The organism is Kurthia massiliensis (genome assembly GCF_000285555.1).
Classification (GTDB): domain Bacteria; phylum Bacillota; class Bacilli; order Bacillales_A; family Planococcaceae; genus Kurthia; species Kurthia massiliensis.
The window spans coordinates 239492-255529 of sequence record NZ_HE611000.1; the positions used below are offsets into that span (position 1 = coordinate 239492).

Here is a 16038-nt window from a genome sequence, read left to right on the forward strand (position 1 = left end):
TTGCTTTACCGCTTTACTCGATACAGATTTTATCCACAAATCTTGTTGATGCTGCTTCACGTGAATATTGTTTAACCATTTTGAAAAATCATAACCGCTTATGAAAGATCTTCCTTCTTTATAGGCAGTTATATTCGTTGCAATATACATGTTGTAGACATAGCGACATACACCAAAAGTTCTAATAAGTTTTTCACGTTGCCGGTCAGTTGGTTTTATTTCCAGCTTATAAGCCCGCTTCATTCCTTATCATCCTTTCACCTGATTTTAACGAGATATCATTTTATACATATATACCCATTTGTCTATTTTTTTGTCTACTATTTTATTACTCCTTATATGTGATGAAAGCGATTTCAATTATTATCAGTACTTATTCTTTCGTCATACCGAATGCACCGAGTGTTAATAAACGATCTAATGCGTTTTTAAATTCTGCTTGTGTTTCTGCTTTTGCGAGTACCGCAGATTCTAATGTATTGAAACGTTCAGCTAATGTAAGTGCTGTTAAATAAAGTGTTAATTTTTTCTTTGCAATTTCTTCATAATCTTCTGAATTAATTTGATGTGAAGACACGACTAATTCCGCAAATTTTTCTGGTTCTAGATAAATGGCTTTGTTTTTGTCCATTTTTATCCCTCTCTTGTATATGTTTTTATTGATTACCACCACTATACAATTTGTACGTACAAAAATCAACAATTAATCCGTATAACTTAGTTTAGTCAATAAATTTAAAAAATTATGTTGACTTTTATACGAATGAATAATATTATATTACCAATGTAATCGTTTCCAATACTTTCAATTGGAAATAATCAAACAATTTCATATTTTTTAAGGGGTGGTCTTCATGGTAACAAATACTTCGAAGAACTCATCAGAGAAAAATGAAAGCGCTAGTACTGGTACTTCCAGTTCGCTATGGTTTATCATTTTAGTTTCTTCAGCTGCCGGTCTCGGTGGTCTGCTTTACGGTTACGATACAGCTGTAATCTCTGGTGCAATCGGTTTTATTCAAGAATTGTATGCGCTTTCACCAGCAATGGAAGGTTTCGTCATTTCTAGTATTATGCTAGGTGGCGTCATCGGCGTTGGTTTTTCTGGATTCTTAGGGGATAAAATTGGGCGTAAGAAAGTATTAATTATCGCAGCAATCGTTTTCGCATTATCTGCCGTACTTTCAGCAATCGCTTCAAGCGTGTGGGTTTTAATTATCGCACGTATTATTGGTGGTTTAGGGATCGGGATGGCCTCTGCACTATCAGTAACATACATTACAGAATGCGCACCGCCACATATTCGCGGTCGTCTTTCTTCTATGTACCAACTGTTCACAATCATCGGTTTATCAGCGACATACTTCATTAACTTATGGATCGTCAATATGGGCGACAATAGCTGGGGTATTCAAACTGGTTGGCGCTACATGTTAGCAGTCGGTGTCATTCCAGCAATTATTTTTGCATTAACACTTATTTTCGTACCAGAATCACCACGTTATTTAGCACGTGTTGGTCGCAATGCAGAAGCAAAATTAATTTTGAATAAAATTAACGGTTCTGAAGTAGGTGCAAAGGAATTTGCATTAATTGAGAAATCTATCAAAGAAGAAAAAAATACAAGTTTGAAAATGTTATTAGAACCAGGCTTACGTAAAGCACTAGGCGTTGGTATCTTCTTAGCAATCTTCAACCAAGCAATTGGCTATAACTCGATTACATATTATGGTCCAGAAATTTTTAAAATGCTTGGTTACGTAGACAATAGTAGTTTCGTTGCTACATGTATCGTCGGTATCGTCAACATTATCGCTACATTCATTGCTGTATTCTTAATTGATACAGCAGGCCGTAAAAAATTAATGGCAATCGGTTCATTATTAATGGCGATTTTCGCCGGCTTAATGAGTTGGCAATTCTCGTTAGACACACCAAACGTTACAATGACGTTAATCTTTATCATCGGTTTCGTGACAGCGTTCTGTATGTCAATGGGTCCGATTCCTTGGATCATGATTCCAGAAATCTTCCCGAACTATCTTCGCGCTCGTGCTACTGGTGTCGTAACGATCTTCTTATGGGGTGCAAACTTCTGTATCGGTCAATTCACACCAATGATGTTAAAAGGTTGGGGTCCTGCGTCAACATATTTATTATTTGCCGCAATCAATGTAATTTGCTTCATCTTTGTTTTAACAATCGTTCCTGAAACGAAAAACAAATCACTTGAAGAAATTGAAAAATTCTGGACACCTAAAGCAAAATAGGTACGTAAAAGAGGTCGTCATTTATGGCTACCTCTTTTTTGTACGTATAAATATAAAAAAGCTATGATCAAACACATATCGTTGTGTTGTCATAGCTTTTTTTATAATGATGAAATGTCTTTCACTGATTGGCGAACAATTAATTGTGGCTCATAAATCGTATTGTCGACTTGTCGCTGTTCAATGAGTTGAATCATTTTACGTGCCGCCTGGCGCCCCATTTCTTCTTGTGGGTGGCGAATTGTCGTCAGCGATGGTGTTAATAGCGCTGCAATCGATGCATCATCAAAACCGAGTAATGAAAAATCATTTGGTACATCGAAACCTTTTTGTACTAACACGTTCATTAAATTGCTCGCAAGTTCATCGTTGTAGCAAAAAATAGCAGTTGGGCGTTGCGTTTTTGGCAATTGTAAAAATGGCTCAATACGTTGCCAAATCGTTTCAATCGTGTCGTTTGTGGAATATGCGACAAATTGACCGACGGAAGCGGTTGTATGTTGTTGGAACGCTTGTGTAAAACCATTCATACGATGAATCCCTTGCACATCGTCCGTTTTAAAAATGCCTAAAATACGCGTATGTCCTTGTGTCAATAAATATTCGACACCGATACGTCCACCTTTCACGTCATCCATCACTAAATACGGTACGTGAATGTTTTCAAGATGGCCGTTAATCATAATACATGGCATATTCGTATCAACGATATTACGATAAAAACCAATATTATCAGATACTAGTGCCGATTGCGTCGGTTCGACGATAATACCCGATAAATTCGTACGCAATAAATTCGCTAAGTTTTTTTGCTCGAGTTCACGATTGTTTTGTGTACTCGTTAACAGCATTGAATAATCATGTGCTGCTAATTCCTTCTCGATACCCGAAATGATTTTCGGGAAAATATATTCTGAAATATGCGTTGTTAACACTGCGACTGTGCGTTGATGCTCTAATGTATGTGGTAATTGTTGTTCTGTCCAATTTGAAATGTACATACCACCACCTTGAATTTTATAAACGTATTGTTCAATTTCAAGTTCACTAATTGCACGACGAACTGTATGACGGCTCACATCAAACTGTTTCATGAGCTCTGATTCGGTCGGTAGCTTTTCATGTGGCTCATATTTTCCAGCAACAATCCATTGTTTGATCTGATCTTTAACGATGATATACTTTTTTTCCATTTGTTCACCTCATGTTGCTTCTGTATACGTACTATCTATAGTATACTATAAACAGAAATTTATTCGTACAAATCTTTTCCAAGATAGGAGTAGACATAATGAATTATACAATCACAAAGCATACAGATGCACTTCATACGATTGACATCACAACAACAGATGGTGCAAAAGCGGTATTAACAAATGCAGGCGCGTCAATTGTGGAACTTTGGGTACCGGATAAAAACGGTGAACTCGGTAATGTCGTTCTCGGCTATCAAGATGTCGAACATTATTTAAACAATACGATGGTTTTCGGTGCAACAATCGGTCGTCACGCTGGCCGCATTGACCGCGCAAAAATTGAAGTCGGTGGTCAAATGATTCAACTACCGACTAATGAAAATGATAATTTATTACATGGTGGCGATGGTCACTTCGGTACGAGCATTTGGCAATATACTGTCGAAGAAGTTGAGGATGCAATTGCAGTTCGTTTTACAATCGCCTCTCCAGATGGTGCAAATCAATTTCCTGGTCACGTCATTGCAACTGTCACAATGACATTTGCTGAAGACCATAGTTTACGTCTAGATTATGATGCCACGACAGATGCGGAAACGGTACTTAACTTAACGAACCATAGTTATTTCAATTTAAGCGGTCATTTATCAACGCAAATTGATGATCATACGCTAGAATTGCATAGCGATTATTATTTACAACTTGCAGATGATTCGATTCCGACGTACGCAAAAGCGGTACGTAATACGGACTTTGATTACAATCAAGAAAAATTACTTGCACATATTTTCACGTCTGAAGATGCACAAGCAACACTCGTAAATGGTTTTGACCATCCATTCCATTTAATCGGCGCAACACCTCAAATTCGTTTAACAGAGCCACACGTAGGTCGTATGTTAGAAGTAGAAACAGATTATCCTGTAGCTGTCGTTTATACGGGAAATAGCATTGATGAATCTGTGACGTTAACGAATGGTGAACAAGCAAAAAAACATAGTGCTATTTGTTTTGAAACACAATTAGAACCTTATTCAATGCGCTACCAACGTACAGCATCTACATTACAACCGAATGAACGCTATCAGTATTATACGATTTTCAAATTTTCAACGATTGAAAAATAAAGCTCCGTAATATTTATTTGCCCTATCTATTTCCAATAGCTAGGGTTTTTATTATTTATATTTTTATTCCATTTACATTATATATGTACATTTAATTGTTCAATAGGAATAAAATAATGTATTTTTCCATTTTAACAATTAGATAAATATCAAAAAAGTAATTGTTTAACGTTATGATTTTTGATACTATTTACATACCAAGTTTACAATAGAGGAGTATCATATGTTTACCAAAAAAAACAAAACAATGGACTTAAGTCCGTTGATTGAACAACTGAAACACCAATTAAAAGAGGAGCAATTTGAGGAGCTTTCTATTAACACCAATCACGAACAGCTAAATGAGCTCATTCATTTATTAAATGAACGTGAAATGGTACATGAACAGGCGTTATTAGAAGTAAAAACACGCTTTAGTAACTTACAAAAAGCGACGAACTCAGGTCCTTGGGAGTTACATGTTCATGGTAAAGATTTATGGGACCCTAAAAATGAATTTTTCATTTCAAACCAATTGTTACATTTACTCGGCTACAATAACGCAAATGCAATTACGACATTGAAAGACTTATCACAATTAATGCATGAAGATGACCGTTCACATATTTTAAAAGCTTTCCAACGATATTTAGCAGACACTACCGGTAAAGCAAAATTAGATATTGTGCATCGTATTCGTCAAGCGAACGGTGAGTATCGTTGGATGCAACTAACAGCTGAATCTAAACGTAATGCACAAGGTCAAATCATACAATTATTTGCTTCTACACGCGATGTTCATGAAGAAATCTTACAAAAAAGTTCATTGGACGCTTACGTAAAACGTTACGATTTAATTGAACGCGTGTTAGAAGAAGCACCATGGGATATGTTAATGGACCACTCAAGTACCGATTTTTCAAAAAATACGTGGTGGTTCTCAGATCAATTCCGTCATATGTTGAAATATTCAAACGAACAAGACTTCCCGAACGAAATGACATCATGGAGTGACAAGTTGCACCCAGATGATGTAGAACGTACATTTGCTGCTTTTGCGGCGCATTTAGATGACCGTTCTGGCCGCACACCATTTTCTGAGGAATATCGTCTTCGTATGAAAGATGGTGAATACATTTGGTTCCAAGCGAATGGTGAAACACAACGTGACGAATCAGGTCGTCCTATTCGCGTTGCTGGTACAATTCGTAATATTGAACATATTAAACAAAAAGAAATCAATATTGAAGAAACATCTAGCCGTATGGAAGAGTTAGCGATGTCCATTAATGAAATGGTGAACGGCGTCAATGAAATTTCGATACAAGCACAACAACTTGCAACATCACAGGAAAAAACGACTGAATCTGCGACACATGCGAAAACGTTAGCGGAAGAAACACGAGAAGTAACATCATTCATTAAAGGGATTGCGGACCAAACGAATTTACTCGGCTTAAATGCTGCAATTGAAGCAGCTCGTGCCGGTGAACACGGTAAAGGATTTAGCGTCGTTGCAGATGAAGTGCGTAAACTTGCAGATAACTCCGCACAAGCAACAGGCAACATCGAGGAAAGTTTACATGAAATGAAAGAAGCAATTGATCTGATTATGCAACAGATGACCATCTTAAATGATTTAGCGCAAGCGCAAGCAGCACTTGCACAACAAGTGAATGCATCGGTCGAAGAAATCGACGCGATGTCAAATGACTTAGTAGACTTTGCAAAAACACATTAATCACACTAAAAAAGGACATTCGCATGTAGCGGGTGTCCTTTTTTAGTGATGATGTCTAAAGACTGGCACATTTTGTAGCACTTTATCTAATGTCGGTTGTCTGAATATCCTTTATCATGTAAGAAAATCTAACATAAAGAAAAGGTGATCGGATGAAAACAATGACGAAAACTTCCATTCATTATGCGCCTGCTAATTTCGCACATATATATGGCGCTTCATGGGTTGCACATCGCGCTTTAGCTAATCGCGCGTTTCGCTCAAAAAAAGAGCTGATTCGCACGTTTGTTCATACAATGGATACGGCCTCTCTATCAGAAAAATTATCGCTCCTACAAATGCAGCCACAACTCGGTGAATTACTCAAAACGTTACCGACATTAAAAACGCATCAATTCGAGGCTTTTATGCTTTTCAATACGGTGTATCACATTAAATTTGATTTTCCATTTATCGTTTCTGTGAAACATAAAACCGTTAATGACTTGCTGACAATCATTGAACAGCGGTTATCGAATACACCACAAGAAGAATTTCGAGAGGCATTATCTCAGTTGCATCTTATCGCTACTAATCGCTTACGTGAATCATTCCATACAGAAGCGGCGCCAGTATTTAGATAATCTATACAAACCATTTCACAAATTTAGCACTTTTAACTAATGTCAGATGATGTGAAAATTGTTAACATAATGAATATAACAAACCTTACATTGAAAGGAGGTGAGTATCGTCTTTGCACACTCGCTTTTGCTCCAAAAAGCAGCATCAACAAAATAAGGATTGATAAAATGCAGTGTTACACATATTTTTGCGTATCGACGTTGCCCTACCTCGATCAGACGTTTAACGGTAAAACGTGCTGCCCTCATTGTTTTTACCGGTCTTGCGCAATGTATCGTCACACCTCCATTTTTCACCTTATTGTTAGTGAAACGAGCACTAACTTTTGTAGCAAAGAACGCTACATGGCAATACTTCCCCTTCCTATACTTAAACGACAGAAGCCTATCGCGATGATAGGCTTTTATTTTCGAATATATTAATTAGTTAATCAGTTAATTGATTAACTAATTAATATATTTTTAACTATTCTTGATATGAGATAATTCCCATACAAAAGAAGTATATAGGTAAAATATTTACAAAACCTACCCCTTTCGTGATAACATAGACCTGCAAAATATTCAGAAAATGCAAACTACTTAAAAGAGGGATTTACATGAACATTTTACTTGTCCAACCATATAGCCATGATGTCTCATACGATGACGCATCCATTTACCAACAACTCTTAACGATTATTGACCATAACGATGTGGACTTTCCAGAAGGCTTTGGCTATGCTGAGCATTTAGAAGATGCTGCAACGACTGTTAAAACAATTGGAGATGGTTTGCAAAAGCCGGTTGCGATTGGTTTAACATTTGCTGACGGTACGGAAGAAGCTTATTACTATAACCCGCTACATGACAGTCGCTATCCGAAAGACACCCTTCATAAATCATAGAAAAACTTTACTTTTAGTAAAAAATTAACAAAATTTCTTTTTTATTCATAATTATCCGTTTCATTCACACCTCCTATGGAAATAATCTAATAGGGAGGTGTTGTACTGTGATGAAAACATACCGATGGACGATTTTTCTCGGTGCATGTGTCGTTGTGCTCTTTGCACATGCCTATTATGTATGGCGCTTCACGCAAGGTTATTACATGGTTGGTTTTGGAGATGGCTTATCACAAATGCTGACGTTTAAACAATACATTCTCCAACAATATGAAACGTGGCAAATTACATATGACGATGCCTTTGGTTTTGGTGGCGGCATATTTGCACAACTCAATTACTATTACATGACGAATCTTTTCATGATCCCTTGGTATATTTTCTTTACAATTTGGCCTTTTGAAACGACGATTCACACATGGCTGTTATTACTCATACCGATGAGCATGGTAAAACAATTAGCGATCTTTTTTGTCAGCTATTATTTGCTGACGTATTTTACAAAAATGAAATGGGCTGCATTCGTCGGCGCAGCTGTTTATAGTATTAGTCCATTTTTCTTTAAAAATCAAACGATGGTCGATATTTTAGCAGATATCGCTTTTTGGCTTCCATTCGTCTTGATTGGCGTCGAACGTGTCATGCATCATCGTGCAACAACATGGTTCGTCATTAGTACAACGCTATTACTTATTAGTAACTTTTACATCGCTTATATTATTGCCATTTTAACAATCGTTTACATCTTGCTACGTTGGTGCGTGCGCGAAAAAAACGAGCGCAACATCATCGCACAACTCATACGCTACATCGCTGGAAGTGGTCTCGCATTTGGGCTAAGTAGCTTCGTCTTTATGCCCGCAACTTTCGCTTTTTTAGATACGAAACGTCCACCATATACGCAAGAAATTCCACTTATAGACGGTTTTAAAAATCTATTCTCGACATCATCAGATTCTTTATGGCTACCGATTTTTGTCATCGTCTTTTTATGTTTACCATTGTATCACGTGCGAGCATTCCGTTTCTTTGCATTCATTAGTATCATTGGTACCGTTTGTTATTTTAGCCCACTAATTGGCAGCTTTTTTAACGGTTTTTCTGCGCCAAATACACGGTGGACACCGATGATCACGCTCGGGTATGCAGGATTAGTAACGATTGTCATTGCCCATTTAAGTATCATTCGTAAAAAACATTGGTGGATTGCTTTAACGATCGCAGGTATGATGGTGATCATCGTCAGTGTATGGACACACACATGGACGGCACCCCTTATATGGTTAGCGCTTTTATGGTTAATAATCGGTTCACTTTTATGCAAACGTCACTATGCAGTCGGTATGACAATACTTTGTTTTTTAATCGTATATGCGAATATTTTTCAAACGACGCTATTTCCGAAAACCCAATACGCGAATAGCAACTACATTCAGTCTAATAAGTTTATGAGTGAGGAAATAGATCACATGATGAACTATGTACAGACGACTGCCGTCGATCCTCAAGCGAAAGTTGACTGGTCGAATGTATTTCGAGAAAATACGCCACTCCTCTATGATATGAATGGCTTAAGTGCGTATTCGAGTATTATTAACGGTGAGTTAATGTATATGTATATGCGCGATTTACAAATTGATACAGGTCGCGAAAGTGTGAGCCGCTATCGTACACTCGGAGATCGAACGAATTTATTAGCGTTATTTCACACGCAATATTATATACGTGACCAGCAATACGAAAATGTCCCTTATGGCTACAGTCCTGTAAAGACGGGTACGCATTTTACGATATACGAAAATAAACGCATTTTGCCGGCATTTCGCGTCGTCGACAAGCTGTATCATGAAGATGGCTTTAGCGATCAAGCCATGTTAACACGCGAACATGCGATGCTTACAGGTGCGATTACATCAATCGGTTTAGAGAAAGTGCCAATTGCGAAGCCGTTAAAACCGCAACGTATCACATTTGAAAATGGCACGAGAATGGGCGACCAATTAACTGTTCCGAAGCGGAAGTTTCCTGGGAAGTTACACATTCAACTACCACGTAATGATGCAAAAACATTGTACGTACAATTTTCATTAACACCCGTTGACTCAACACGTGCGTTTAAAGTAAAAGTGAATGACTATGAGACGGCACGACGCGCTCTTAATAACCGCTATGCGACGGGGTATCAACAAATGACGATTGCGGTGCGTGCAACGGATACGGTTACGATTGAATTACCGAAAGGGCAATATACGCTCAATCATTTACAAATTTACGGTGAAAATTATAAAACGTTAAATCGCGCTGTCAAACAAGCCGTTGCTGCACCTATTCATTGGGACAATGCAAAGGCAAGCGGTACGGTCTATGCACAAAAAGGCAACATGCTCGTCACACCGATTCCTTTTGAAAATGGTTGGCATGCAAAAATAAACGGTGAACGGGTGCATATTCAACACGTTAATTACGGTTTCATCGGACTGCCCCTTAAAAAAGGTAAAAACGTCATTGAACTGCATTATAAGCCACCGACTTGGAACATCACGATTCCACTCTCAATCTTATCGCTCATCATTTTCATCATTTGGCAATGGCGTCAACGAAAAAAGCTTCCGTCATAGGGAAGCTTTTTTTAATGACAACTGTAAAAACATTTTTCGACGATAAACACTTGAAATAAAGCCAATTAGCATCGCATTTATAAATAACGATGTAGCACCGTAACTAATAAAAGGTAATGGTATATCAATAAGTGGCAATAACCCAACAATCATCAAAACTGAATATACACTTTGTGTAATATACAATGTTGCAGCACTTATAACAATATATTTACCGAAAGAAGAAGGCATCGTACGTACGATATACAAAATACGTATAGCAATCAAAATGATGCATATAATAACAGCCAACCCTGCACTATAACCATACGCATGAATTAATTGAACGAGTGCATAATCTGTATGTGCACCAAAAAATGGCATGTTATCTGAAGCACCAAAAAATGGCATGTTATCTGAAGCACCAAACCAGCCAGCATCTCCAAGTACCATATTTAATGTAATTATATCATGTCCATAATCACCTTCATACAACTCCGGATGTAGAAATGAATGGATACGCGTTAGCTGATAAACTTGATCTGTATAACGATATATATATACCAAATATGCACTTACAATAAACAATGCAAAGATTGCTAATGACCAACCTATATATTTTACTTTCTTCGAAAATGTACTATACGTAAAAAGAACCGCCGCAATACAGCTATAAAGAAAAGCGACTGTCATATTCGGTACATTTAGAAAAGCAATCACGGTTACAATATAAAGCGCGATAAAATGCCACCATTTAAACGCTGTATACGTACATAAACCTGCGAGGCCAATTGTAATCAAAGGCAGCAATGTCCAAGCATGAATAACAAATGGGCCGAATTTTAATAAACTTTCTCCATTTAAAAAATAGTTAGGTGCTACATTTAACCATACTAGACCAAGTGCTGCCACCCCATATAAAAATACACTATATTTCTTAAGTCGACGATAGTCGTAAAACGTACATGCAAATATTATTCCTAACGCTAATAAGACGTAAATCACTTGCCTTCGCATGTAACTATCTTTTAAATCATGCCCAAATTGGAACGTATAATCTACCGAAGATAATTGTAAAAAACTCAGGATTAATAACAGCACTACACCCCCAATTAACCACATATCCCACTTAGGTTTATAAATACGATTCATTGATTTTCCAAGTGTCATTGGTGAACCCATCTGTGCTACAGCTTTTTCTTCTGCCTCTACTTTCGTGAAACCATGCTTCATTAAATTGATTGTCGTTACATTTAAATGATGTTCCAATTCTTTCGTAACGTGTTGTTTTGCCTCCTTGGAGTGAATATACTGCGTGACATTTTTTAAAAACATTTTACTCGACACGTACATGCCCTCCTAATAGCGTTGAAATTGAATGGAATGGTCGTTTCTCTCGCTCGTGAAGAGATTGCTTGCCTAATTTCGTTAAAACATAATATTTCACATCTTCTTCCCAATACGCTTGGAGCCAGCCTGCTTGTACAGCTTCATGTAAAATTGTATAAACGATTCCTTCTTGCTCCTCCTGTTTTAATTGACCACGCATATATAAATGTGTCGTTACATCTATGCCTGACTTTGGTGTTTCAACGAGGCTCAGTATATGTTGTTGTAGCGTTTCTTTTTGAATATATTGATGTACTGATCTTTGTTTTGTAAAAGTCGCTTGTCCGAATGCTGTAGATTTTAATGATTGCTTTAATTGTTTTAAACGATCTTCCATTATAGTGCCTCCAATCGCTTTTTTAATAATTGTTTTGCTTTTCGTAGCCTCGTCTTTACGGTATTCTCATTTATTTGTAATACTTCAGCAATATCTTTCATTGTTCGTTCTTCGTAATAGCATAAATAAATGACTTCACGATATTTTAATGGCAATGCAAACACTTCACGTGCTAATTCAGCATCTGCTAATTTTTGGATCACTTGTTGTTCAACATCTGCTGTCGGTACTTTTGCAAAAAGATCATCTTGCTGTACTGCAACATTTTTAGCGTACCAACTTTTCAAATAATCTTTTGCATGGTTAATCGCAATGCGCCATAGCCACGTTTTTATCGACGAATTATATTGAAACGTTGGCAATGCTTTATAACATTTTACAAACACTTCTTGTGCTAAATCTTCTGCTAGAGAAAATTGGTGTACGTATTGTAACATGAGCTGTACAATTTCTTGTCCATAATCTTGCATTAGCTCATCGATTATTAATTCATGTGGAATTTCTTTCATCTGTTCAATAGTATATGCCATCTATTTCTCTCCTTTCTCTATATTAGACGAGTGTCATTTTGCGATAGTTTGGTTTTTTTCAAAAAAATAAAAAGCTGCGCATTTGCAGCTTTTTATACTAGTTTTTATTCGGAGTTGGATAGTCAAAACCTTTCGTATCGACTGTGACTTTTTTCATCACTTCATCTGTTGTCGGTTTGTCATTTGCATCTGTTGATACGTTGACAATCTCATCAACTGTATCCATTCCTTTAATGACTTTACCAAACGCTGCATATTTACCATCTAATTGTGCATTATCTGCAACCATGATGAAAAATTGAGAACCTGCAGAGTTCGGGTCGCTTGCGCGTGCCATAGACACGATGCCACGTTCATGTTTCAACGTATTATCAAAATCATTTTCGCTAAATTCCCCGTCAATCGTATAGCCAGGACCACCTTGACCATTCCCTTCTGGGTCGCCACCTTGAATCATAAATTCCGGGATAACGCGGTGGAACGTTAAGCCGTCATATTTTCCAGCCTCTACTAATGAAATAAAGTTTGCAACCGTATTCGGCGCAATTTTTGGATAGAGCTCCATCACAATTTTTTCATCGTTTGCCATCGTAATCGTAACGACTGGATTTTCTTTTACATCTTTTGCGTATGTTGTGTTTGTTTTCGTTGCTTCTTTTTGTTCGTTCCCACATGCTGCTAAGACAGCTGCGATCATCAGTACAACGATTAATCCGATCTGTTTCATTAAAATCCCCCTCTTATACATTCTTTTCTATTATACAAAAAAAGAAACCGCTTTGTGACGGTTTCTTTAACACGCGGTATGGCACCACTGCTCATATAATTGCTGCATTGCGTCATTCGGCTTTTGCGCCAGCATATAGCGCATATCTTTCATCAAACAGTTATACGTTAAGCGTTCAAATGGCTGACACGCTTCAAATAACGTTTCACATTGTGCGAAATCAATCGGTGTGCGATAGAGCGCATAGTTTAAAAATTGCTGCATCAACGCACATTTCGCCCCAAGCTGTGGTTTTGTTTTTGATAATTCTAGCGTTTCTAGCTCCCGTAATAGTTGCTCAGCTGTGCGCCACTTTGATAAATGAATGTACGCGCTCGCCAAATAACTGTGAATGTGTAAATACAATGCAGGATTTTCCATCGAAATTTGCGCCATCATATTCGGGTGAATATCATTGTACAATTTAATCGCATTTACATATTCATCTACTTCATAAAAATATAAAATTTGATAGTATAAGATGGCCCCTGCTGTATATGCAACAATAGGTTGGTCTTGTACATTCGCCGTCAACAAATGAAAGCGCTTAATTTTTTCACGCGCATGACCTACATCATGTAACATAAGCGCGTAAATGATTTCAACGTGTAAATATGCTAACTCTTCTTCAAACGTTTGGCACGCATGAAGTTCTCGTTGAAACTGCTCATAATACTTTTTCGTTAAAGCACCTTCGCCCAAATTCCGTGCACTAATAAAACACGACTGCAACAGTAATTGTTTTTCTTTCCCAGTTACCTCGACTAAACGTTGTTCTCCAAGCGCTAGCGCTTCATTAAAACGTGCCATCGACACAAGTTGTTTGACTTGCATTGCAATTGTCATGGTTTTTAGCTCCTAGTCCAATTATAGTACCTTCATTATACAACGATTCCACAAAATAATTAACGGAAAATAAAAATAATTAATTTTACTCATTTTCTCTACTTTAATATCGTATTTATTTGCGCTAAATCCACTTTTTTGTTCCATTATCTATTACTTAAATTTTCATACATACGATTTTTATTATTTTTTTGCTATGATAATCTCATCGAAAAATTACGTAAGAGGTGAAGCATGTGCAACATTTGAAAATCGTGTTGTCTTTAGCGATTTCAGTTGTAGGACTCGCAGGATGTCAATCTACAAAACAAAATATTGAACAGCGTATTAATATCGAAACCTATACAGACCAAGATTATCGTACATCTATCAATACGACGAGTGCGAAGGAAACAATTGCATTATTAAATGATGTCGATTGGCAATCTGTGAGTATCGGTAAAGCACGCCCTGCGGATTATAAAGTGCAGTTTTCAAATTCATTAACCGATGCAAAAACGCCTGTTTACGAAATTTGGTTAAGTCCTCATAAAGACCGTCTAGAAATTATCGTGCCCGCAACAAATCGTTATGCCCAATTGGATCGCCAAATGTCACAAAAACTATTTAAAATGCTGACGCAGCGCGATCTTGCATCTATTCAATAAATATATATTTGCGGTTCTAAAGTTTTATATCTTTTGACTCACTCCTGACGTATAAGAGACGTATAATCGTCGTGGAGGTGATGAGAATGTATGTTAATTTAAATAACATTCAGTCTACACTTGCAACGACATCAAATGCCTTAACAAAACCACAAACGTTAATGACAGAGGCCGATTCAAAAGAAACAACTGCTAGCAATGCGCATACTGATACGGTAACGATTAGTAGCTCTGCATTAGAATTGTACACGTCGTCTATGCAAACGAGTGACGAAGAAAAAGACACTACAGACGACCAAGCAAAATAGTTAAGATACCGCATTTATTCATACATGCAAAAAGCTGACAAGGATTTTTCCCTGTCAGCTTTTTTATGTGTTACTTTTCTTTTTTATACCCGTAAGGTAAGAAGCTAATTTCTTTCTTTTTCTTATCAATTAGCAATGTACCTTTGTAAACAGTCACGCCACTAACAGCAACTGTTTCAGGTTGTTCTTTCATTTTTAACGATGCATCTTCTTGATCTGCTTGTGTTAATTTCAAATAAAAGTTTCCGCTATAAGCACTATAGCCTTTTACATAAAAATCACCGTTAATTTTCGTTTGATACAAGCGTACTGTTTCAATTTTCGTTTTATCGGTAATTTCAGGCGTATTGCCTCCGTAAGTATAAGCTGTATAGTTTTGTGTATATTCAATCGCATCGTATTCCTTCTGCAATTGAACGCTATCATTTTTTTGGTAATAACCGTACACGACTGTAATGAGTAATAAAATATTAATCAAAAATAATATTTTACTTAAACCACTAATACGTTTAAAAAATGGTTCACGACGCGCTTCTTCTAATTCTAAACGAATTGCATCTTTCTCTTCTTCGGTTAACGGTTTACCAATACGGATTTCCGTACCTTTCGTTAAATGATCAATCGCACTTTGATTCGCATTTTCAAGTTGGCGTTCTTTCATTTTATAGACGTATTTGTCCCAAAACAACGTGAAAACGTTAATCACTGTCACGAAAATCAGTAAAATCAAATTCATTACCATTTTCTATACCTACTTTTCCTTATGATTACTGTGCCTATTATAAGCAAGTATCG

General features: G+C 37.0%; 16 protein-coding genes and 2 pseudogenes. 9 read left to right on the top strand and 9 right to left on the bottom strand.

Annotated elements, in window-relative coordinates; translation table 11 throughout:
- Together KMHG_RS12595 and KMHG_RS18005 are read right to left on the bottom strand one after the other, a co-directional pair.
- Nucleotides 1–243, bottom strand: a 243-nt coding sequence (locus KMHG_RS12595; RefSeq protein WP_010290005.1) for a helix-turn-helix domain-containing protein, incomplete at its 3' end; no start/stop codon positions are given.
- A gap of 130 nt (nt 244–373) precedes the next feature.
- Nucleotides 374–631, bottom strand: a complete 258-nt coding sequence (locus KMHG_RS18005) for a hypothetical protein (protein ID WP_010290007.1) — start codon at nt 629–631, stop codon at nt 374–376.
- Nucleotides 632–854: 223 nt separating this feature from the next.
- Between KMHG_RS18005 and KMHG_RS12605 the strand changes: the two genes are divergently transcribed.
- Nucleotides 855–2270, top strand: a complete 1416-nt coding sequence (locus tag KMHG_RS12605) for a sugar porter family MFS transporter (RefSeq protein ID WP_010290008.1) — start codon at nt 855–857, stop codon at nt 2268–2270.
- Nucleotides 2271–2371: 101 nt separating this feature from the next.
- On the opposite strand, the gene KMHG_RS12610 is transcribed toward KMHG_RS12605, so the two are convergent.
- The gene (locus tag KMHG_RS12610; protein WP_010290009.1) at nt 2372–3463 is read right to left on the bottom strand and encodes a GntR family transcriptional regulator; all 1092 of its coding nucleotides are present in this window, start codon (nt 3461–3463) and stop codon (nt 2372–2374) included.
- A gap of 98 nt (nt 3464–3561) precedes the next feature.
- On the opposite strand from KMHG_RS12610, the gene KMHG_RS18010 reads away from it, so the two are divergent.
- From KMHG_RS18010 to KMHG_RS12635, 6 genes and pseudogenes are all read left to right on the top strand, one after another.
- Nucleotides 3562–4593, top strand: a complete 1032-nt coding sequence (locus KMHG_RS18010) for an aldose epimerase family protein (RefSeq protein ID WP_010290011.1) — start codon at nt 3562–3564, stop codon at nt 4591–4593.
- Between the two features lie 373 nt (nt 4594–4966).
- Nucleotides 4967–5797: pseudogene (locus tag KMHG_RS19935) on the top strand (PAS domain-containing protein); the annotation flags it as partial.
- Between the two features lie 195 nt (nt 5798–5992).
- A pseudogene (locus KMHG_RS19940) lies at nt 5993–6313 on the top strand (methyl-accepting chemotaxis protein); the annotation flags it as partial.
- Nucleotides 6314–6465: 152 nt separating this feature from the next.
- Complete coding sequence (locus tag KMHG_RS12625) at nt 6466–6936, top strand: 2-oxo-4-hydroxy-4-carboxy-5-ureidoimidazoline decarboxylase (protein WP_010290019.1); 471 nt, start codon at nt 6466–6468, stop codon at nt 6934–6936.
- Between the two features lie 599 nt (nt 6937–7535).
- A complete protein-coding gene (locus KMHG_RS12630; protein ID WP_010290021.1) occupies nt 7536–7823 on the top strand; it encodes a hypothetical protein in 288 nt (95 codons plus the stop codon).
- A gap of 110 nt (nt 7824–7933) precedes the next feature.
- A complete protein-coding gene (locus KMHG_RS12635; RefSeq protein WP_147608218.1) occupies nt 7934–10441 on the top strand; it encodes a YfhO family protein in 2508 nt (835 codons plus the stop codon).
- On the opposite strand, the gene KMHG_RS12640 is transcribed toward KMHG_RS12635, so the two are convergent.
- The 5 genes from KMHG_RS12640 to KMHG_RS12660 all read right to left on the bottom strand — a co-directional run bounded on the left by KMHG_RS12640 (nt 10436) and on the right by KMHG_RS12660 (nt 14288).
- Nucleotides 10436–11767: an FtsW/RodA/SpoVE family cell cycle protein gene (locus tag KMHG_RS12640; protein WP_010290024.1), complete on the bottom strand. Its 1332-nt coding sequence runs from the start codon at nt 11765–11767 to the stop codon at nt 10436–10438. The two genes, KMHG_RS12635 and KMHG_RS12640, sit on opposite strands and share 6 nt — an antisense overlap.
- A complete protein-coding gene (locus KMHG_RS18015) occupies nt 11757–12146 on the bottom strand; it encodes a helix-turn-helix transcriptional regulator (protein WP_010290025.1) in 390 nt (129 codons plus the stop codon). Before KMHG_RS18015 ends, KMHG_RS12640 begins: the two co-directional genes overlap by 11 nt.
- Nucleotides 12146–12676, bottom strand: coding sequence for a sigma-70 family RNA polymerase sigma factor (locus KMHG_RS12650; RefSeq protein WP_010290026.1), 531 nt, complete (start codon nt 12674–12676; stop codon nt 12146–12148). Before KMHG_RS12650 ends, KMHG_RS18015 begins: the two co-directional genes overlap by 1 nt.
- A 97-nt stretch (nt 12677–12773) precedes the next feature.
- Nucleotides 12774–13403, bottom strand: coding sequence for a peptidylprolyl isomerase (locus tag KMHG_RS12655; RefSeq protein ID WP_010290027.1), 630 nt, complete (start codon nt 13401–13403; stop codon nt 12774–12776).
- Between the two features lie 66 nt (nt 13404–13469).
- Entirely contained in the window at nt 13470–14288 is an 819-nt protein-coding gene (locus tag KMHG_RS12660) for a hypothetical protein (protein WP_010290028.1), read from the bottom strand.
- A 236-nt stretch (nt 14289–14524) separates the two neighbouring features.
- Here KMHG_RS12660 and KMHG_RS12665 point away from each other — a divergent pair, with 236 nt between their 5' ends.
- Complete coding sequence (locus KMHG_RS12665; RefSeq protein ID WP_010290029.1) at nt 14525–14935, top strand: hypothetical protein; 411 nt, start codon at nt 14525–14527, stop codon at nt 14933–14935.
- Nucleotides 14936–15021: 86 nt separating this feature from the next.
- On the top strand, nt 15022–15243 hold the full coding sequence (locus KMHG_RS12670) for a hypothetical protein (protein ID WP_010290030.1): 222 nt from the start codon (nt 15022–15024) through the stop codon (nt 15241–15243).
- Nucleotides 15244–15313: 70 nt separating this feature from the next.
- Here the strand turns inward: KMHG_RS12670 and KMHG_RS12675 are convergent, their stop codons facing one another.
- Nucleotides 15314–15985 carry a hypothetical protein gene (locus KMHG_RS12675; protein WP_010290033.1) on the bottom strand — a complete coding sequence of 224 codons (672 nt, stop codon included), beginning with the start codon at nt 15983–15985 and terminating at the stop codon, nt 15314–15316.
- Nucleotides 15986–16038 lie beyond the last annotated feature (53 nt).